At 59.5% G+C, this 16,006-nt stretch carries 28 protein-coding genes; 9 read left to right on the top strand and 19 right to left on the bottom strand.

The window, feature by feature from the left end; genetic code table 11:
• Nucleotides 1-38: 38 nt before the first annotated feature.
• The 3 genes from WOC76_RS23090 to nifH all read right to left on the bottom strand — a co-directional run bounded on the left by WOC76_RS23090 (nucleotide 39) and on the right by nifH (nucleotide 2,165).
• The gene (locus tag WOC76_RS23090; RefSeq protein ID WP_341103166.1) at nucleotides 39-359 is read right to left on the bottom strand and encodes a HesB/IscA family protein; all 321 of its coding nucleotides are present in this window, start codon (nucleotides 357-359) and stop codon (nucleotides 39-41) included.
• 141 nt (nucleotides 360-500) lie between these two features.
• Nucleotides 501-1,208 (bottom strand): nitrogen fixation protein NifQ, encoded by a 708-nt coding sequence (locus tag WOC76_RS23085; protein WP_341103164.1) that lies wholly within the window; start codon nucleotides 1,206-1,208, stop codon nucleotides 501-503.
• A gap of 69 nt (nucleotides 1,209-1,277) precedes the next feature.
• Entirely contained in the window at nucleotides 1,278-2,165 is an 888-nt protein-coding gene (gene nifH, locus WOC76_RS23080; protein ID WP_341103162.1) for a nitrogenase iron protein, read from the bottom strand.
• 379 nt (nucleotides 2,166-2,544) lie between these two features.
• Between nifH and WOC76_RS23075 the strand changes: the two genes are divergently transcribed.
• Genes WOC76_RS23075 through WOC76_RS23065 form a run of 3 tightly spaced genes read left to right on the top strand, consistent with a single transcriptional unit; the run spans nucleotide 2,545 to nucleotide 3,947 of the window.
• Entirely contained in the window at nucleotides 2,545-2,976 is a 432-nt protein-coding gene (locus WOC76_RS23075; protein ID WP_341103161.1) for a response regulator, read from the top strand.
• Nucleotides 2,977-3,024: 48 nt separating this feature from the next.
• A complete protein-coding gene (locus WOC76_RS23070) occupies nucleotides 3,025-3,507 on the top strand; it encodes an ankyrin repeat domain-containing protein (RefSeq protein ID WP_341103160.1) in 483 nt (160 codons plus the stop codon).
• Nucleotides 3,504-3,947 carry a SufE family protein gene (locus tag WOC76_RS23065; RefSeq protein WP_341103157.1) on the top strand — a complete coding sequence of 148 codons (444 nt, stop codon included), beginning with the start codon at nucleotides 3,504-3,506 and terminating at the stop codon, nucleotides 3,945-3,947. The genes WOC76_RS23070 and WOC76_RS23065 overlap by 4 nt, the downstream gene beginning before the upstream one ends.
• Nucleotides 3,948-3,983: 36 nt before the next feature.
• Here the strand turns inward: WOC76_RS23065 and WOC76_RS23060 are convergent, their stop codons facing one another.
• A complete protein-coding gene (locus WOC76_RS23060) occupies nucleotides 3,984-4,334 on the bottom strand; it encodes a (2Fe-2S) ferredoxin domain-containing protein (protein WP_341103154.1) in 351 nt (116 codons plus the stop codon).
• A 220-nt stretch (nucleotides 4,335-4,554) separates the two neighbouring features.
• Here WOC76_RS23060 and WOC76_RS23055 point away from each other — a divergent pair, with 220 nt between their 5' ends.
• Nucleotides 4,555-4,923, top strand: coding sequence for an SUF system Fe-S cluster assembly protein (locus WOC76_RS23055; protein ID WP_341103597.1), 369 nt, complete (start codon nucleotides 4,555-4,557; stop codon nucleotides 4,921-4,923).
• Between the two features lie 145 nt (nucleotides 4,924-5,068).
• Nucleotides 5,069-5,785: a dienelactone hydrolase family protein gene (locus tag WOC76_RS23050; RefSeq protein ID WP_341103152.1), complete on the top strand. Its 717-nt coding sequence runs from the start codon at nucleotides 5,069-5,071 to the stop codon at nucleotides 5,783-5,785.
• Nucleotides 5,786-5,996: 211 nt separating this feature from the next.
• Here the strand turns inward: WOC76_RS23050 and WOC76_RS23045 are convergent, their stop codons facing one another.
• A complete protein-coding gene (locus tag WOC76_RS23045) occupies nucleotides 5,997-6,749 on the bottom strand; it encodes a hypothetical protein (RefSeq protein WP_341103151.1) in 753 nt (250 codons plus the stop codon).
• A gap of 43 nt (nucleotides 6,750-6,792) precedes the next feature.
• On the bottom strand, nucleotides 6,793-7,221 hold the full coding sequence (locus WOC76_RS23040; RefSeq protein WP_341103149.1) for a Rieske (2Fe-2S) protein: 429 nt from the start codon (nucleotides 7,219-7,221) through the stop codon (nucleotides 6,793-6,795).
• Between the two features lie 164 nt (nucleotides 7,222-7,385).
• Between WOC76_RS23040 and WOC76_RS23035 the strand changes: the two genes are divergently transcribed.
• Complete coding sequence (locus tag WOC76_RS23035; protein WP_341103148.1) at nucleotides 7,386-7,709, top strand: hypothetical protein; 324 nt, start codon at nucleotides 7,386-7,388, stop codon at nucleotides 7,707-7,709.
• 178 nt (nucleotides 7,710-7,887) lie between these two features.
• Here WOC76_RS23035 and WOC76_RS23030 read toward each other — a convergent pair whose 3' ends face one another.
• Complete coding sequence (locus WOC76_RS23030; RefSeq protein WP_341103143.1) at nucleotides 7,888-8,502, bottom strand: hypothetical protein; 615 nt, start codon at nucleotides 8,500-8,502, stop codon at nucleotides 7,888-7,890.
• A gap of 18 nt (nucleotides 8,503-8,520) precedes the next feature.
• Between WOC76_RS23030 and WOC76_RS23025 the strand changes: the two genes are divergently transcribed.
• The gene (locus WOC76_RS23025; RefSeq protein WP_341103142.1) at nucleotides 8,521-8,763 is read left to right on the top strand and encodes a hypothetical protein; all 243 of its coding nucleotides are present in this window, start codon (nucleotides 8,521-8,523) and stop codon (nucleotides 8,761-8,763) included.
• A 24-nt stretch (nucleotides 8,764-8,787) separates the two neighbouring features.
• Nucleotides 8,788-9,054, top strand: coding sequence for a hypothetical protein (locus WOC76_RS23020; RefSeq protein WP_341390259.1), 267 nt, complete (start codon nucleotides 8,788-8,790; stop codon nucleotides 9,052-9,054).
• Nucleotides 9,055-9,074: 20 nt separating this feature from the next.
• On the opposite strand, the gene WOC76_RS23015 is transcribed toward WOC76_RS23020, so the two are convergent.
• Together WOC76_RS23015 and WOC76_RS23010 are read right to left on the bottom strand one after the other, a co-directional pair.
• The gene (locus tag WOC76_RS23015) at nucleotides 9,075-9,245 is read right to left on the bottom strand and encodes a hypothetical protein (RefSeq protein ID WP_341103636.1); all 171 of its coding nucleotides are present in this window, start codon (nucleotides 9,243-9,245) and stop codon (nucleotides 9,075-9,077) included.
• 32 nt (nucleotides 9,246-9,277) lie between these two features.
• Nucleotides 9,278-9,718, bottom strand: a complete 441-nt coding sequence (locus tag WOC76_RS23010; RefSeq protein ID WP_341103138.1) for a Rieske (2Fe-2S) protein — start codon at nucleotides 9,716-9,718, stop codon at nucleotides 9,278-9,280.
• 213 nt (nucleotides 9,719-9,931) lie between these two features.
• Here WOC76_RS23010 and WOC76_RS23005 point away from each other — a divergent pair, with 213 nt between their 5' ends.
• Nucleotides 9,932-10,207: an aldehyde dehydrogenase gene (locus WOC76_RS23005; RefSeq protein WP_341103136.1), complete on the top strand. Its 276-nt coding sequence runs from the start codon at nucleotides 9,932-9,934 to the stop codon at nucleotides 10,205-10,207.
• 71 nt (nucleotides 10,208-10,278) lie between these two features.
• Here WOC76_RS23005 and WOC76_RS23000 read toward each other — a convergent pair whose 3' ends face one another.
• The 10 genes from WOC76_RS23000 to nifS all read right to left on the bottom strand — a co-directional run bounded on the left by WOC76_RS23000 (nucleotide 10,279) and on the right by nifS (nucleotide 15,997).
• Nucleotides 10,279-10,509: a hypothetical protein gene (locus tag WOC76_RS23000; RefSeq protein ID WP_341103135.1), complete on the bottom strand. Its 231-nt coding sequence runs from the start codon at nucleotides 10,507-10,509 to the stop codon at nucleotides 10,279-10,281.
• 14 nt (nucleotides 10,510-10,523) lie between these two features.
• Nucleotides 10,524-10,832, bottom strand: coding sequence for a 2Fe-2S iron-sulfur cluster-binding protein (locus WOC76_RS22995; protein ID WP_341103134.1), 309 nt, complete (start codon nucleotides 10,830-10,832; stop codon nucleotides 10,524-10,526).
• A gap of 25 nt (nucleotides 10,833-10,857) precedes the next feature.
• A complete protein-coding gene (locus tag WOC76_RS22990) occupies nucleotides 10,858-12,069 on the bottom strand; it encodes a DegT/DnrJ/EryC1/StrS family aminotransferase (protein ID WP_341103595.1) in 1,212 nt (403 codons plus the stop codon).
• Nucleotides 12,069-12,329 (bottom strand): hypothetical protein, encoded by a 261-nt coding sequence (locus WOC76_RS22985; RefSeq protein WP_341103132.1) that lies wholly within the window; start codon nucleotides 12,327-12,329, stop codon nucleotides 12,069-12,071. Before WOC76_RS22985 ends, WOC76_RS22990 begins: the two co-directional genes overlap by 1 nt.
• Nucleotides 12,330-12,354: 25 nt before the next feature.
• A complete protein-coding gene (locus tag WOC76_RS22980; protein ID WP_341103129.1) occupies nucleotides 12,355-12,714 on the bottom strand; it encodes a DUF3024 domain-containing protein in 360 nt (119 codons plus the stop codon).
• A 17-nt stretch (nucleotides 12,715-12,731) separates the two neighbouring features.
• A complete protein-coding gene (locus WOC76_RS22975) occupies nucleotides 12,732-12,971 on the bottom strand; it encodes a nitrogen fixation protein NifZ (RefSeq protein ID WP_341103128.1) in 240 nt (79 codons plus the stop codon).
• A 13-nt stretch (nucleotides 12,972-12,984) separates the two neighbouring features.
• A complete protein-coding gene (locus WOC76_RS22970; protein ID WP_341103127.1) occupies nucleotides 12,985-13,287 on the bottom strand; it encodes a nitrogen fixation protein NifZ in 303 nt (100 codons plus the stop codon).
• A gap of 400 nt (nucleotides 13,288-13,687) precedes the next feature.
• Complete coding sequence (locus WOC76_RS22965) at nucleotides 13,688-14,551, bottom strand: SIR2 family NAD-dependent protein deacylase (RefSeq protein WP_341103126.1); 864 nt, start codon at nucleotides 14,549-14,551, stop codon at nucleotides 13,688-13,690.
• A gap of 5 nt (nucleotides 14,552-14,556) precedes the next feature.
• Nucleotides 14,557-14,772 (bottom strand): putative nitrogen fixation protein NifT, encoded by a 216-nt coding sequence (gene nifT / locus WOC76_RS22960; protein WP_341103123.1) that lies wholly within the window; start codon nucleotides 14,770-14,772, stop codon nucleotides 14,557-14,559.
• A gap of 37 nt (nucleotides 14,773-14,809) precedes the next feature.
• A complete protein-coding gene (nifS, locus tag WOC76_RS22955; RefSeq protein ID WP_341103120.1) occupies nucleotides 14,810-15,997 on the bottom strand; it encodes a cysteine desulfurase NifS in 1,188 nt (395 codons plus the stop codon).
• Nucleotides 15,998-16,006: the final 9 nt, after the last annotated feature.

Raw genomic sequence — 16,006 nt, 5'->3', positions numbered from 1 at the left:
CAACCGCACCACCGTTTCACACAGTCCGGAACATCCATTCAGTTGAAGGATTTCTGACAGCCGCAGGTGGAGCTGGCGTTGGGATTTTCAAAGGTGAAGCCGGAACCAGTGAGATCTTGGCGATAGCCGAGGGTCATCCCTTCAAGGCGCGGGCGCGAGGCCGGATCAATCAGCACGCGTATGCCGCCGGCTTCGACGACAATGTCGTCGTTTCTCTGCTGAGGATCGAGATCGACGACATATTGATAGCCGGCGCAGCCGCCTTCCTTGACCAGGATGCGCAGGCCCCCCTCTCGTTGAGCGGCCTTCGCCATGGCATCCTTTACCGCGGCGATGGCTGCCTGCGAGACCGTGATCATGTTGGAACCTCCGAGCGAAACTCCCTTATGCTCGTAAATAAGCAATCGATATGCCATCACGGCGGCCTGCCAAAAAAGCGCCTATCTGGCAGGCAGGCTATGAGATTGTCAAAAACTCGACAAAAATCTGTTGGAATGACCTTACACGGTCCCTGCGGCGGGCGTCAGAGGCAGTTCCGCTGCCGACGCGACGCGACTGGTTCCCGTTTCTGCGCCATAGCAGAGCTCGTAATCGGCGCAGTTCGAGCATACCGGTGTGCTGCACATGACCAGGCCGTCGTCCTCGCACATGAGGCGGTAGAGGAACCTTTTCCAACGCATGTTCTTGTCGTTGCGTCGGGCGAGCGGGGCGAAATGGCGCGCGATCAGCCGCGTCAATTCCGATCTCTCGCGAAGCCCGAGGTCTTCCCAAAGATGGTTGGGCTCCATCGCCCGTCGCGCGATCATGCCGGCGAGCCAATGGCCGCAGTCTCCCTCGCTCGAGCGGTTGGCCAGGAGAAGCTCGCGCACCATTTCTATTTCGTCGGCGTCGACGAGGGGCGCCGCGCCTTCGCCGGAGGATTCGAGTCTTGGCGCGGCGAAATACTCAAAAATGAGATCGCTGAGTTCTGTTTCCGTCAGGCCAGTTTGCGACGCCAGACTTCCGCCCTCATGAGACGCAATGGCGAGGATAGAGGCCAAAACGTGGCGGTCGAAATTCGCATCGTCTTCTATCTTCGCCGCCTCCGGCAAAACCCCGGTTAGGTCGCGATAGGCGCTTGCAGCGCCACTAACGCTTCGTCCGTTCGCCGTCGCCACAGACGCGAAGCCGCCCTTGGTCTCGTTGTCGGGGAAGGCGCGAACCGTCACGTCACGCTCCACTGAAAATGCGTTATCGACCTCCCGCAGACGAGAGGTCGACGTTCTTGCATTGAAGACTTACGCGATCGCCGAAAGCTCAGCGGCGGTCTTGCCGATCTGACTCTCATCGACCGCCTTCATGATGCCGTGCTCCATCAGCATGTCTTCGAGCTCGTCCATCGTGATCGGCGTCGGAATGATACCCTTGCCCTGGTTGGCGTGGATCTTGGTCGCCAGATTGCGGTAGTGGTTAGCCTGAGCTGAATCCGGCGCATATTCCAGCACGGTCATGCGGCGCAGCTCCGCGTGCTGAACGATATTGTCGCGCGGCACGAAATAAATCAGGCTTGTGCCGAGCTTCTTCGCCAGCGCTTCCGCAAGCTCCAGCTCCTTGTCGGTCTGACGTTCGTTGCAGACCAGCCCGCCCAGGCGCACGCCGCCCGAATTGGCGTATTTCAAAATGCCTTTGGAGATGTTGTTGGCCGCATACATGGCCATCATCTCGCCGGACATTACAATGTAGATTTCCTGCGCCTTGTTCTCGCGGATCGGCATGGCGAAGCCGCCGCAGACGACGTCGCCGAGCACGTCGTAGGACACATAGTCAATGTCCTCGTAAGCGCCATTTTCTTCGAGGAAGTTGATCGAGGTGATGACGCCGCGGCCAGCGCAGCCGACGCCCGGCTCCGGACCGCCCGACTCGACGCAGCGAATGTCGCGATAACCAACCTTCATCACTTCTTCGATTTCAAGATCCTCGACGCTGCCGGCATTCGCGGCGAGGCTCAAAATGGTGTCCTGAGCCTTGGCGTGCAGAATGAGGCGCGTCGAGTCGGCCTTCGGGTCGCAGCCGACGATTAGAATGCGATGACCCATTTCGGCCAACGCCGCGAGAGTATTCTGGGACGTCGTCGACTTGCCGATGCCCCCTTTGCCATAAAATGCGATTTGCCGTAGTGACGACATGTCTGTCTCCTGTTGAGCCCTTCGACTTCCACCCAGACGCGGTGCTGGGCAGTTCCTATAGGTGAGAAACTAGTCGCGGGTTACGGGAAGGAACACATCGCTCGTCGTAGCGTAGGCGTGCGCTCAGCCCTCACTCGCATCAGCCTAAAAGCAACCCCCATGCCAGCCCGACGATCCCAAACAAGGTGTTGTTTTTATTGTATTTGACCAATCTTTAGGCTGATGGCATATTAAGATTTACATGTGAGAGAAGCCGACAGTCCCGACATTTGTTCAGAACAGAACATCCCGCCCGCGCTCTTGCATCCTCGCCACATGGAACAGGGATTGCTTCTTGACTGCGCAGATCATTAGCTTGCGTAAGTGGAAAGGAGCAGGGATGCAAATTGGCGTCGAGACCGCAAAGGCGGTCGATCAGCGGCGGGTGTTCGTCCTCGACGAGGATGAGATCGTGCGCGCCGCGCTTCAGTTCATGCTGCATGACGAGATCGAAACCCACGAAATCGCCAGCATCGAAGAAGCCTATGAGAAAGGCGTCGGCTGGTTGAAGCCGGATGTCGTTTTGCTCGGCGCGTCCTTTCTGAAGAGTAAGGGCCTCCCGGTCCTCGTCGATTTAGCGGAGCGTTTCGGCGGCGTGCGCATATTGATTGTCTGCGATAAGGCCGACGAGGCGCTCGCCGTCGACGCCATGAAGCATGGCGCGCATGGAACATTGGTGAAACCGTTAAAGATCGAAAGTGTGCGGCAAAAGGTTGACACCGTGCTTGGGCGCGGCGGCGCCAAGCCGCTTGTGCAATTGGGGCTGCTTTAGTCATTACACGCCGGCAACTTAGTCGGCGGGGTTCGATGGAGTGATGGCGTGACCTCGCAGCTGGCCCAATGGTTGACGGCGCAAGGCTTTGGGACGCCAGGCGTAAACTCCGCTGGCGCCGATGGGCTCACGCCGCTCCTCAGAGCCGCGGCCGAGGCGAACGTCTCGATTTTGCGTGAGATCATCGCGGAGGGCGCAGATCTCGACGCCACGACACGTGACGGCAACAACGCGATATGGTTGGCTTGTAAGCACGACGCAGTGGAGGCGATCGAAGCGCTCTCCGCCGCCGGGGCCAATGTTCACCATCGCAACCCCGACGGCTCGACGGCGCTGATTTATGCTGCTTCCGCTGGCAAACCCGCGGTCGTCGCGCTGTTGCTCGCCCTGGGCGCCGATCCTCTGCAGGAGAACGTCGACGGATTTTCGGCGCTCGATCTTGCGGCGAACATCGAATGCCTGCAGTTGTTGCGCGCGGCGGCTCGTCATTGCCGCGATCAGCTCAAAGTTGAAGGATGGCTCGAAACATGACAACGATCGACGAGATCATCGAAAACTTCTCCCTCCTCGAGGATTGGGAGGACCGCTACCGTTATGTCATCGAACTCGGCAAAATGCTCGAGCCGCTTCCCGACGCCTTGAAGACGGATCAAAATAAGGTCTCGGGCTGCGCCAGCCAGGTTTGGCTGTCGACAACAACGATCTCCCATGCAATCGACGGTGAACCGGTGTTGATGATCCACGGCGACAGCGACGCGCATATCGTGCGGGGCCTCGTCGCGATCTTGCTGGCGCTTTGCTCGGGCAAGACCGCGCAGGACATCCTCGAGGCTGATCCGGTAGCGCTGTTTGAACGCCTCGGCCTGCGCGAACATTTGACGCCGCAACGCTCCAATGGCTTCAAATCGATGGTCGGGCGGATCCGCGCGGAGGCGCGCGAGATGCTCGCAACTTCCAGCGCGGTATCCTAAAGTCATGGACCGTCGCCGACGGTAGCCTGACGGCCGTCAGCGCGACAGGATCATCACCAGACGATCGACGCGTTTGCCGCCCTTGAGATGCGATGCGTAAATTTCGTCGATGTCCTCAGGCGTCGTGGGGCGATACCAAACGCCTTCCGGATAGACCACCATCAACGGCCCGGCCGAACAAAATCCCATGCAGCCAGCGCTCGTGAAGCCGATCTCGCCGCCCCCGTCGGCCTCGACCAATTTGCCGAGTCGATCCCAGAGAGGCTGGGTGCCGGCCGCGCCGCAGCTGCCGCGCGGATGGTTCGGGGGCCGTTGCGTGAAACAAGCGAAGACATGCCGCTTGTAGAGTTGGGGCAACTCAAACTCTTCTTCCTGCGTCTCCGACATACTGCACCAAGCCTTTGTGATGATTCTCACACGGCCTTGCTCTAACAAGGCTCCGCGTATTCAAATAGACCAACGGCGACGTCGTTGGCGTTCGGAACGCTTGCAAATTTCGGTCCATTGCGCCGTCGCCGTCTGGCGCCTTACTTGCTGGCTGACTGCAGAAGTCGAGAATGCGGGTCACGCAACCATGCAGGAATCTCACATGGCACCACAAATCGAAATGACAGAGCTTTCCGAGCCGAAGTCCCCCGTCAGCCGGACCGATTCATCACCGGAAGCACAGGCGCTTTACGATGAGATTGTCGCGGCGCTGCGAACGGTTTTCGACCCCGAAATCCCCGTGAATATTTACGATCTGGGATTGATCTACCGGATCGACGTCATCAACAGACGCGACATCGACATCGACATGACGCTGACGGCGCCGGGTTGTCCGGTCGCCGGCGAAATGGTTGGGATGACGAAGAAGGCCGTCGATGCGGTCGGCGGCGTCGCCAGCGTAAGAATCAATCTCGTGTTCGACCCTCCGTGGCATCAGAGCATGATGTCCGACGAAGCCAAGCTGGAATTGGGATTCTTTGACTCGTAAGTCGAGGGGGCCCGACGGGCGGAAGCTTCGAACGGTGCGTCTCATAAATACAGGCATGATATTCGCAACGGCGTGAATTGGCGTGAGATGACTCCGCCGTCTCTCATTGAGAGCTTTCGCCACCTGCCTGCATATCGAGGCCGTCATGATCGAACTTACTTCCGGCGACGGACATAGTTTTTCCGCCTACCGCGCCGAACCTACTGAACCTCCGAAGGGCGCCGTCGTCGTGCTGCCGGACGTCTATGGGGTCACGCCACATTTGCAAAAGGAAGTCGACAGCTTCGCTGCTCAGGGCTATGTCGCGATCGCGCCCGCGCTCGTCGCTCAGGACGGCGAGAACGACGGCGCTTCCGTCACGACGGCCTTGCAAGAGGTTCAGGCCGCCGTCGACGCCGTAAAGAGCGCCGGCAAGGTGGCGATCGTCGGCTATGATTGGGGCGGCTATCTCGCCTATGTCTCGGCCAATCGTCTCAGCGACGTCGCCTGCGCGATCAGCTATTATCCAGCCGGGATTTCAGAGGAACGTTGGGTGAAGCGGAAAATTCCCACGCTGCTGCACCTGCCTGAGAACGACCCGTCATTGCCGTTGGAAGAAATCGTCCAGTTCCGCGCCCAGCGTCCCGACGTCAGCGCCTTCTCCTATCCGGACGCCCGCAACGGCTTTAATTTCGACGCCGCGGAGAGCTTCAACGAAGCTGCTGCGCAGTCGGCGCGCGAGCGCACTTTGTTTTGGATCTCGCAATATGTCGAGGGCCAGAAGCCGATCGCGTTGAAGAACTCCGGCTCTTATGCACAGGCTAAGGTTGAAAAGAAAAAGAAAAAGAGCGGTGGCGACGACATGGGTCCGCCCGACGCGTGAGGCTGCGCTTCGCCACGAGGCGCTTTGACTCATGTGGCGACACTGTTCAACCTTTTCCGCACTCAGCATGCTCTCGCGGGTGAGCACATCACGTTAAGGCTTCTCGAGACGTCAAGGCTTCTTGAGATAGTCAAACGCCCCGACCGTTTCCTCTCCTGCCCTGGGGGGAGGAAACGAGGGGTTCCAAATTCGGTCTATTGAGCGCGATCCCTCAAACCCGTCGCGCCAGCGAGCGCAAATAGCCTTGCATGTCTTCGCCGAGCTCCATGTCGACCGCCGGCGCCATTTTAAGCAAAAGGTTGGCGATGAAGGCTTCGTCGTTGCGAGGTTCGTCCAAAACTTGGCGCAGCACCGGCACATTGTCCTCGATGTGATGCAGGAAGGCGACGCCCTTCTCCAACACCTCCGTCCAGCGCTCGCGATGCCATTTGGCCAGCGGGAACATGATCTCGCGCACGAAATTGGACTTGCGCGCCTTTTCGAAGAAGCGCAGCCCCGCATTCCAATACTCCTTGGCGCGCAGCGGCGGCGGCGGCAAATCCGCGAGAAGCATCTTTTTGCCGGCCTGCCCAACGAAATCGTCAAGCGTCACCGGGGCGTCGATTTGCCCGCGAAAATTCCATAGGGCGTTGAAGCCTGGAAACTCCTTGCCGAAACGTTCGATCAAGGCGCTCTCGACCTTGTCCACGGCGGCTTTGTCGCCCTTCAAGGCGGCGGTCATGCAGAAGGCGAAGATGGCGTCATTGGCCACGCTGGTCACGGCGTCGCTCTTCAACTGTCTTTCACCGAGCTTCGGCGTCACCCCATCCGAAGGGGCCGTCGCCTCGCCGGCGCGCTGCGCCGTGATAAATGCGGTGATCTCCAGCCAGGGCAAGAAATTCGCGAGGAAAGCATCGGGATCGACATAGACGATCGCCAAATTCATCGGCTTCTTGCGCAGCTGCAATTCCGTCATGTCGGTCATTCTATATCCTCTCCTGGATCGCGACGCATATCTTTCGCTTGCCTCAGTCAGACGTGATCATGACCTCTGGAGCGTCGTCCGGCTCTTCGAGCCCCAGCCCGTCTTCCTCCGCGAGCTGCACGCCAGTGAGGCAAAGGTCGCCGTCGTCGATGACGATGTCGATGGATTTCAGCTTCTTGCCTTGGCAGGGCCCGATGAAGCAATGTCCCGTGTCGAGATCGAACTGCGCCTGATGATGGGCGCAGGTGAGGAAATTCCCCTCTTCGTCGAGAAAATGCCCTGCCTCCGCGTCGAGACGCTCGCCCTTGTGCGGACAGGCGTTCTCGAAGCCATAAAAATTATTCCCCTTGCGCGTTATCAAGATGGGCCAAGGCTTCGGCTCGCCGGTCTCCTCAATTCGCATCAGCACAAATCCGGTGGCGTCGCCGTCCTCGATCTCGCCTGTCTGACAAATTGCGTAGAGTTCGTTCATCCACCGCCTCCTCGTTTGGCGCGCGGCTTGCAAAACCATGTTGCCTCACCGACGCAGGCATTCTACCGGTGCAAATGGCGAGCCATGCGTTGCGCGCCTGAAGTGAAGATTGAAGCCCGTTCGAAGTTTGAGCCCCAGATCCGGCTAATAAGGGAGCTACGATCATGAGCGTCATCGAACATGATTTCGGATTGGCAAACCGCTTGACCGAGCGGCGCTTCGGCAAATTGCTGGAGCTGGACGCGCTGCATGAGGCGAATATTCGCGCGAATCCGTTGCCCTATCTCGAACGCGCCAGCGAACGCATCTTCCGCTTGCAAGCGGCAATGTTTGAAGCGATTCAGGCCGCCAAGCCGCCCACGTCCGGCGCGGCGCCGGGCGTGGAGAATGTCCTGGTCGACAAGGCGGAGTATCAGCGCCTCATGACCTGTCTCGCCTTGTTAGAAAAAGCTTACGCCGATTATGCAGCGCTTGACGAGGAGACCTAGAGCGCGCGGGCAAAAAGCGGTATCGTGTTTTCGCAGGAACGCGCGCTTTACGCTTGGGGAGCGATCCAAAAAGTCTTCGCGATTGAGCAATTTTACCCAATGGCCGCGTCGTCTAAGGAGCGGAACGGAGCAGCAATTTTATCGACGAACCGGCGGCCGCCCTTTCCGCGGTTCCTGTTCAGGCGGCTTTAGCCTCAATTGCCGGCTCCCATTTATAAAGCTCGGCGCCGTCTTCCGCCTTCGTCAAGAAGAAGCCGCAGCCTTTGAGCTCCGCCGCCAGCCCCTGCGCTTCACCAGCTTTCACTTCGACGTAAACCGGCGCATTGCGCTTCAATATCGCTTCAATGAGCATTTTGAACACGCCATGCTCTCGATGGGCGGCGGACACCGCCGCCAGTGAGACGTTGATTGTTTCAGCGTTGCGCAGACCCCAATCGAGTTCATCGCGGCGCGCGAGCAATGCCCCGACGAGGTTGCGCTTCGCATCGAGAACGATCGGCGAGAATTCCGCCGTGCAGCACTTCATGATTTCGGCCAATGCGCGCTGCTGATCGCTTTCGCTGTCGATCGAGCAAGGAATGTCGGCGGCGGTCTGCCGCATCAACGCCCAAAGGCCTCGCATATCGTCGAGCGACGCATTTTTCTGCGTGAGGTTAGCCATCTGTATCTCCTTCGAAGGCGCGCTTGGAATGCTTCGCACGCGAACGTTTTCCCAGGCAAGCAAGTCGCGTTCCTGGCCGCTTAGGCGAAGACCTTGGCAAGAATGTTGCTCACCTTCGTCACACGGATTCAACCGAGAAGGTGAGGGAACATGGCTGACGAAGGTTTTTTTATCGACTGGGACGGAAATGCGCGCCGCACGAGCGATCCGGGCGGCGGCTATTTGTGCGAAGCCGACACGGTGGCGCGCTATGTGGCGATCATGACCAAGAGCGGCGCGCTCATACATGAGGGCACTTATTACAAAACCCTCGCCGACGTCGCAAAGGCGGGCATTAAGGCGTCGCTGGTCCCCGGCTCGCACCCTTGGGGGAGCAAGGCGGACGGATTTTGATTGAGGCCAACGGGAGCTTCGCTTATGCTGCCGACGACCATTCTGATCGACGAAACCCCACGCTGCGTCGTACGACCCGTCGACGCCAAGGATCTCAACCGATTCTTGCGTAACGGCAAGGTGTTTCTTCTTGCCGAAAAGCCAGCCGGCAAGGTGACGCATCGCGCCGCGACGGAAGCCGAGCAAACGCAGTGGCGCGAAGCTTTCGCTCTGCATAAGGCGTGGGGCGGAGAGGACGAGGCTTTCTTCGGAATACCGCTGCAGCGAGAAACTTCAACGAGACCGGATTGAAAGCTGAACTGGCTTCGACATTATTCGTCGATGCTGGGCGCGAGGATGACTTCGGCCGGCGCGCCCGGCCCCTGCCCCTCGATAAAATCCAATCCGCTCACGCGAGAAAGTCCGCCGTCGCTGTCCATCAGCACTACGGCCTCCTGCGATAATTGCGATAATTTCGCGATCAATTCCGCAACCGTCATCACGCCCCTCTCTTAATCGCCGACCTGTTGAGCATTCACCCCGGATGGATCATGATCTCCATCGTTTCGTCGAGATCGTCGTCATCGGAATTCTCTTCCTCGGCGAGTTCCACCCCGCACAGGCATATGTCGCCGTCCATGACGACGAGGGCGACGGGTTCGAGCACTTTATCGACGCACGGCCCCTTAATGCATAAACCCGTTTCCATGTCGAATTCGGCTTTATGCCGACCGCAACGCAGTCTTTGACCGTCTTCGCTGAAGAATCTCCCCTCGCCGATGTTCAGCCAGGAGCCGTTATGTGGGCAGATGTTTACATAACCCACGCATTGATCGTCTTCCGTCCGCACGATGAAGATCGAAAAGGGCCGCGTTTCCCCTTCTTGCGTGATACGCAACAGGCTGAACGGCATGGCTTGGCCGCGCTCAAGACTGTCGAGCGCGCAAATGACGTAGAGATTCACATCGTCTTGCATGCCAAGTGCTCCGTCAGGCGCCGATCCGCTCCCCTACACAGACATCGCCCCCAGGCCAAAGGTCGGGCTCCGATAGTGTCTGAAAGACGACAATTCCTCGGCGCGCCGCTTCCAACCTCCGAATAAGCATTATTCTTGCCGTCTGGCCGCCCCCAGCGTGTTTCTTGCTTCGTCGCCCACATCGAGGGCTTTCAGCGGAGGCGAAAAGTGGTCATGCTCCAGGTTGACGAACGCAATCAAGACGATCTCTCGCGCCTCGCCGGTTGTTACCTCTATACCGGGACGCACATCAACGTCGAAGACGGCGCCGTGCATCGCGAGGACGGCCCGGCAGTGATTTTTCCCGATGGCGTGATGCGCTGGTATGTGCGCGGCAAGGAAGTCACCCGCGCCGTCAATACGCTTTTTTACGAAAACAAATGGCCGATCGCGAAAGGCCTCGATACGGCCGAAAAGCGCGCGCGCTTCGCGGCGACTTTCCTGACATGAATGTCAAGCTTCCCTTCCGCAAGAAACCTCCTGCGGAAGGGAATTGATTTCCGTCGATCCGCTACGCCCAATTAGGCCGCCGCAGTCTTCGCGCCGATCCCCGCGCGGAGCTCCTCGAGCTTCTTACGAGGAATACGGAACACTCCCCGCCCACCGGAAAGCGCTTGGTACGCGTCGGGCGCATTCAGACTGATCCAGTCGAACCAGGCCTGCGCCGAATTCGACGTCGGTCGTTCGCTGATCTCCACGACGCCGCCGTCGGGTGCAAAGCGAACGTGAAGCATCAGAATGTCGGAAGACATTTCCTTCTCCTACCTTAGAAGCCCGACGAGAATCCGAGCAGTTCGACCTTGATGTTTTCGGTGCCGAGAATCTTGGCCTGGCAGGCCAAGCGGGATTTCGAGCCGACGCCGACAATGGTGTCGAGCCTTTCGTTCTCTTCGCGCGCAACCTTGGAAATACCCTTGCGACCCTCATGCACGAAAATGTGACAGGACCCGCACTCCGCCTTGCCGTCGCACTTGTGATTAATCTCTTCGCCGCTGGACATAATGATCTGCAGCAAGGTCGCGCCCTCCGCGGCGTCCACCGTCTTTCCGGAGGGCATGATAGTCACGGTCGGCATTTCTATACTCCTGTTGGTTGAGAGGCTAGTAAATGGCGGCGCCGGCGCCGACGTTGATCGACGCTTCCTTCATCGTCTGCACGATAAAGGCGATTTGGCGCTCTTGCAGATGGACGTGAAAAGGCATGGCGACGGCGCGGTCCGAAACCTTTTCGGCGACGAGAAAACTGCCGCGACGGTAGCCGTAGTCGAAATAGCGCCGCTGTGTATGCAAGGGATTGCTGTAAGCGGCGGCCTCCACCTTTTCGACGAGCAAGTCCTCGACGATCGAATCACGGCTGGATTTGCTGAAGCGCGTGCCGAGATGGACGACATAGAGGAACCAGTGAACCTCGTCCACGTCGGGCCCGATGAAAGGATCCTTGATGCCTTCGAAGGATTTGACGTGCTTGAAGTAATAGTGCTCGATGAGCTTACGCTTCTCGAGGATTTCGTCTAGCCTGCCCAGCTGCGCCAAGCCCAGCGCCGCACTCATGTCGCTCATCGTCGCCTGATAGGGCGCGCTGGAGCTCACCACGACCGACGCTCTTTCGCTCGGTCTGTGCGCGCGGAAGCGCCGCATCGCCACGGCAAGGTCGATGTCGTCGGTGACCACCATGCCGCCTTCGCCGCAGACCAGCGGCCCCGGCTGCGAAAAATCGAACACCGAGGCGTCCCCGAAAGTGCCCACCAGCGCTCCCTTGTATCTGGAGCCAATCGCTTCGGTGGAGTCTTCAAGCAGGATGAGCCGATGCTTGTCGGCGATTTCGCGCAGCACCGTCCATTGCGCCGGATGGCCATTCGTGTTGCCGCCCACGATTGCGCGCGTCTTATTCGTGATCAACGCCTCGATTTTTCCGATCGCGATCACGCCAGACCAATAGTCGATATCGGCGAAAACCGGCTTGGCGCCCGCAAGGGCGATCGCATGCACGGTTTCGCGGAAGGAGTGCGGCGAGGCGATCACTTCGTCGCCCGGGCCAATGTCGTACGCCGCGAGGGCGAGCAGCAGCGCCATCGTGCCGCTTGGCGCAGCCACCGCATATTTGCGGCTGAGATAGGCGGCGAAGGCGGCTTCGAAAGCTTCCATAACCGGGCCGCTGGACAAGCGGCTGGAGCGCAACACAGCGTCTACCGCGGCAATGTCGTCGAGCGTGATGTCGGGGTCGGAGAGTGGAATCAGATCGCCGCCGGAGGCTTCTACAGGCGCCTGCGTCTCGTCTTCAAGTTCGACGTTTACTTCGACAGGCGCATTCATCATGAAGCGCTCCGATAGGCGATGATAACGCCGGTGGCGCGCGCCGGGTCATCGGTGACGGTCACGCAATGATCGGCGCCGTCGAGCAGATGCAGGTCGCAATGCATGAAGCTCCGGAAGGGCGTTTCGATTACGTCCGATTCGTCGCAGCGCGTCCAGGAGAGATGCAAAAATTTGGCGCGCAGCTCAGACAGCACGGGCGTTTTCTCGGAGCCGAGCAGTGTTTCGATTTCCGTCAATTCCACATCGCTGATCGCCATGGCCTATCCTCGTTCGAGATCGAACTCACTGCCAGAAGCGCCGCTCGGCGTCTTCGGTCAGATGGTCGAGCAACTCTGTAAGACGCGGAAACTCGCGATCGAGCTCCCATACCCCGACTGTATGGTCCTTGCGAAGAAGGCGCCACTTGCCATTGCGTTCGTCGAAGAGCAGCAAGGCGATATCGATGACGCCGCCGTCAGGATCGACGTTCCGCGAACAACAAGGGCTCTGAATGCGGTAGCCGTTCGCGGTCTTGAGCAAGAGCGGCGTCACGTAGCGGTAGCGTCGTCGTTGCTCCAGCGCGCGCTGGATGCGCTTGTAGTCGAATTCGTTTGGCTGAGCGGAGGCAGCGCCGTCGTACATCGTCGTGACCGTCGGTCGCATGCTCGCCATCGCTCCTCTTACAAGGGCGCGATCTCTTCCTCGAGACAACCGACGACGCGGCCGTCGCCGAATTCCACGAGATAAATCGGCGTGTTGGAGTCGGTGTGCGATCCAACCTGGACGATTTCGCCCAATCCACCGTTCGCGACGAGCAGCGCGTCCGGTTGTGCATCCGGATAGCTCCCGTCATTGAGCAGATCGACGAGCGTTTTCACGCGTTGTCCCCATTGATATTTCGCCATTCGTGGTTCAAACACGTTCAAATACTCCTCAAGGCGGCGGCAGATCGACGTCTTCGCGTGGATTGGCGGGATCGAGCTCCTTGCGCTTCATGCCGACTCGATTGCCGCTTCCGACGAATTCGACGCCATAGATGTAGAATTGTTGGAGAAACGTGCCAATGCTCACGACGTAGCCTTCTTCGCCTTTCTTGGCGAGAATTTCGCCGATTTCCTTGCCGGCGTAAGTCCCGTCGTTGCGAATTGTGCGCTTCGCCTTCACCTTCTCGCCGAAAGAAAACACGGGCGGGGTAGTCAATTCACATACTTCGCTGTCGCGAACGATGTTGCTCATCCCTGTCTTCTTCCGTTGTGTCGGCCCCACTTGCGACGACCGCACGCGTGACCGAGGCTTGCCTCTCGTCAGCGACTTTGCGGCGGCGGCGTCGAAGCTGTGCGACGGAGCCCGAAAGCCGCATTGTCGGTCTTCCGGACAGAACGCAACATGCGTGCCACACCGGGGCGTCGAGAAGTGAAACGAAGCGCCAGGTCGCCTGTTAATTTGCTGACAAGCGACGCGGGAGCCGAGACTGCATGTTTAATATGCGACATCGCTCCGAAGTCATTTCATTGCGCTTTCGCGCTGGAGACGTAGCGCCAGAACCGGACAATTTATCTTTAGTGCATGAATCATTAGGGCGCTTCAGCGGGTCTAACCGCTCCAGCGCCCCGGCCTGAACCTGTTTTGTATCCACTCAACCAATCAGGATCTCGCAAGCGCGCTCGATGGACAGGGCGATCGGGATGATCCCCTGAATGGTGAGGAACTTCAGCTCGTTTTTCGTCAGCACGCCCGGATCGACGATTGCGTGATGCGTCGTCGCCGAGCGTTTCATGATCTGCCGGGCATAAGTGCGCAATAATTGGTCGTGAAAACGACAGCCGACGAACAGAAAGCTACGCTCGGACCGGCGATTTTTTACCGCTTCCGGCAAAGGCGTCTGTATGTCAATCTCCGTCAACACCTCGACGTAATCTGCGTCGGAGATCAGAAAATTCTTGGCCGGCGCGATGCTGCCATGCGGCTTGTAGAGGAGAGTCCGCCAGGCCTCGGCTTTTTCCTTGGTGGTTTCGGTTCCGTCCGCTTCGTAGAAGCGGAACCAGCGGTCCTCGCCGATGCCGGCGCGCGTAATGCCCTGGATCTCGCCCCAGTCGCCGCGGCCTTCGAGCGCCGAACGCATCGTGGCGTCGTACCAGCTGTCGACGATCATCGGCAGCTGCAGCGACGCAAGGTAGGCGTGCAGGGGCGTCGGCGCGATGCGGTCGGCGAAGGCCTCTGACATCAAGGCCGAGACCGTCGAGCGATGCTTCATGCTCTCGATGTGCTGCGCGCTCGCCCAGGCGTTGCCCTTGGCGCGCTTTGGCAACGCCACCTTGGTCCCGAAAAACGCGGCGAGCGCCTCGGGCGTCATCGGCGCCTGGGTTGGCGACAGCTGAGTCAGCCCCGGACCAATATAGGGAATAATGGTCCCTGTCTTTAGCTCGGCGGCAATTTTGCCGAGGGTCGCCTCGGCGCTCTCGCCTTCGAGGAGGACATGGCCGTCAAATGGCGCGTTCATCGCTTTCACTCCTCTTCGCCGCGCTTGCGCGCATTGACCGTAATCGGCAGCGAGGTGCCGGCCGCCATTTCGGGTAGATCGAGAACCCAGCCGTTAGCAATCTTGATCCAGCCGCCCCACAAGCTTTCATGCTCGCTTTCGACGATCGGCTCCTCCAAGTCCTTTTTGGGGACGTAGATCGACAAGCCGGTCTCAGGCGAGCGGCGGATCATGATCTTCATTATGTCAACTCCTTTTGCGCGGTCATCGCACCCCGCGCTAGTTGGTGAGCAGCGGCGCTCCCGGATGGCGCGACGCCCGTGCGATTTCTCTTAGCTTCCCGACAATGCCGGGCAGCGTCTCCAGCACAACGTCGACCTCCTCGATCGTGTTTTCCCGAGAGAAGGAGAAGCGTACCGCGCCACGCAGCGCCTTTTCCGGCAAGTTCATCGCGCGCAGCACATGCGAGGGTTCGGTCGAGCCCGCCGTGCAGGCGGAACCCGTAGAGGCGGCGATGCCGGCGCGATCCAAGTGGGTCAGCACCGCCTCGCCCTCTATGTCGGAAAAGGCGATGTTGGACGTGTTGGCGAGTCGATTGTCGACATCGCCAGAAACGTGACAATGGCCAATCCGCTGCCTTATGCCGCGTTCGAGCCGATCACGCAAGGCGGCGATATGGGCGGCGTCTTCCAGCAGGCGCAATCGCGCCAATTCGGCCGCCGCGCCGAGTCCGACGATCCCAGGCGTATTCTCAGTCCCGCCGCGGCGCGCCCGTTCCTGGTGGCCGCCGCGAACGAAGGGCGCGAATTTCGTTCCTTTGCGCATGTAGAGCGCGCCGATCCCCTTCGGCCCATGGAGCTTATGCCCGGAGAGCGAGAGGAAATCGATCTGCGTGGCCTTCAGATCGATCGGAATCTTGCCGACCGCCTGCACGGCGTCGGTGTGAAACAAAGCCCCTGCCTCATGTGCGAGGCGCGCCAATTCTTCGACCGGAAACAGCGTGCCGGTCTCGTTGTTGGCCCACATTGCCGAGACGATCGCGGTCGTCGGCCCCAACGCAGCGCGAAAAGCGTCGAGGTCGATGCGCCCGCGCGCGTCGACGCCAATGAAATGCACTGTGACGCCGCGGGTCTTCTGCAAATGTTCAATGAGCGACAGGATCGCCGGGTGTTCGACGACGGTGGTCACGATCTCGTCGCGACCCTCGCGCGCGGCGAGGCCGGCCATGATCGCCGCATTGTCGGATTCCGTGCCGCCCGAGGTGAACATGATCTCGTGATCATGGGCCGCGCCGAGCAGCAACTGCACGCTGCGCCGCGCGTCACGCACCGCGGTTGAGACCTCGACGCCGAAACTGTGCGAGGAGGAAGCGTTGCCGAATTCCTCGCAGAAAAACGGCAGCATCTTCGCCAGGACCTCTGGGTCGGTGCGCGTCGTGGCGTTATTATCGAGATAGACGCGCCGCATCGACAGACT

It is taken from the genome of Methylocystis sp. IM3 (assembly GCF_038070105.1).
Taxonomy (GTDB): Bacteria; Pseudomonadota; Alphaproteobacteria; order Rhizobiales; family Beijerinckiaceae; genus Methylocystis.
This window is presented reverse-complemented; position numbering and strand designations above follow the sequence as displayed.

Coding starts and splice junctions, on each gene's coding strand:
- WOC76_RS23005 (WP_341103136.1), top strand. CDS start 9,932: ATGCTCCAGGTTGACGAACGCAATCAAGACGATCTCTCGCGCCTCGCC.
- WOC76_RS23000 (WP_341103135.1), bottom strand. CDS start 10,509: ATGTCTTCCGACATTCTGATGCTTCACGTTCGCTTTGCACCCGACGGC.
- WOC76_RS23050 (WP_341103152.1), top strand. CDS start 5,069: ATGATCGAACTTACTTCCGGCGACGGACATAGTTTTTCCGCCTACCGC.
- WOC76_RS23035 (WP_341103148.1), top strand. CDS start 7,386: ATGAGCGTCATCGAACATGATTTCGGATTGGCAAACCGCTTGACCGAG.
- WOC76_RS22995 (WP_341103134.1), bottom strand. CDS start 10,832: ATGCCGACCGTGACTATCATGCCCTCCGGAAAGACGGTGGACGCCGCG.
- nifT (WP_341103123.1), bottom strand. CDS start 14,772: ATGAAGATCATGATCCGCCGCTCGCCTGAGACCGGCTTGTCGATCTAC.
- WOC76_RS22985 (WP_341103132.1), bottom strand. CDS start 12,329: ATGGCGATCAGCGATGTGGAATTGACGGAAATCGAAACACTGCTCGGC.
- WOC76_RS23065 (WP_341103157.1), top strand. CDS start 3,504: ATGACAACGATCGACGAGATCATCGAAAACTTCTCCCTCCTCGAGGAT.
- WOC76_RS23075 (WP_341103161.1), top strand. CDS start 2,545: ATGCAAATTGGCGTCGAGACCGCAAAGGCGGTCGATCAGCGGCGGGTG.
- WOC76_RS22970 (WP_341103127.1), bottom strand. CDS start 13,287: ATGAGCAACATCGTTCGCGACAGCGAAGTATGTGAATTGACTACCCCG.
- WOC76_RS22980 (WP_341103129.1), bottom strand. CDS start 12,714: ATGCGACCGACGGTCACGACGATGTACGACGGCGCTGCCTCCGCTCAG.
- WOC76_RS23090 (WP_341103166.1), bottom strand. CDS start 359: ATGATCACGGTCTCGCAGGCAGCCATCGCCGCGGTAAAGGATGCCATG.
- nifS (WP_341103120.1), bottom strand. CDS start 15,997: ATGCGGCGCGTCTATCTCGATAATAACGCCACGACGCGCACCGACCCA.
- WOC76_RS23025 (WP_341103142.1), top strand. CDS start 8,521: ATGGCTGACGAAGGTTTTTTTATCGACTGGGACGGAAATGCGCGCCGC.
- WOC76_RS23060 (WP_341103154.1), bottom strand. CDS start 4,334: ATGTCGGAGACGCAGGAAGAAGAGTTTGAGTTGCCCCAACTCTACAAG.
- WOC76_RS22990 (WP_341103595.1), bottom strand. CDS start 12,069: ATGAATGCGCCTGTCGAAGTAAACGTCGAACTTGAAGACGAGACGCAG.
- WOC76_RS23010 (WP_341103138.1), bottom strand. CDS start 9,718: ATGCAAGACGATGTGAATCTCTACGTCATTTGCGCGCTCGACAGTCTT.
- WOC76_RS23055 (WP_341103597.1), top strand. CDS start 4,555: ATGACAGAGCTTTCCGAGCCGAAGTCCCCCGTCAGCCGGACCGATTCA.
- nifH (WP_341103162.1), bottom strand. CDS start 2,165: ATGTCGTCACTACGGCAAATCGCATTTTATGGCAAAGGGGGCATCGGC.
- WOC76_RS23045 (WP_341103151.1), bottom strand. CDS start 6,749: ATGACCGACATGACGGAATTGCAGCTGCGCAAGAAGCCGATGAATTTG.
- WOC76_RS23020 (WP_341390259.1), top strand. CDS start 8,788: ATGCTGCCGACGACCATTCTGATCGACGAAACCCCACGCTGCGTCGTA.
- WOC76_RS23040 (WP_341103149.1), bottom strand. CDS start 7,221: ATGAACGAACTCTACGCAATTTGTCAGACAGGCGAGATCGAGGACGGC.
- WOC76_RS22965 (WP_341103126.1), bottom strand. CDS start 14,551: ATGAACGCGCCATTTGACGGCCATGTCCTCCTCGAAGGCGAGAGCGCC.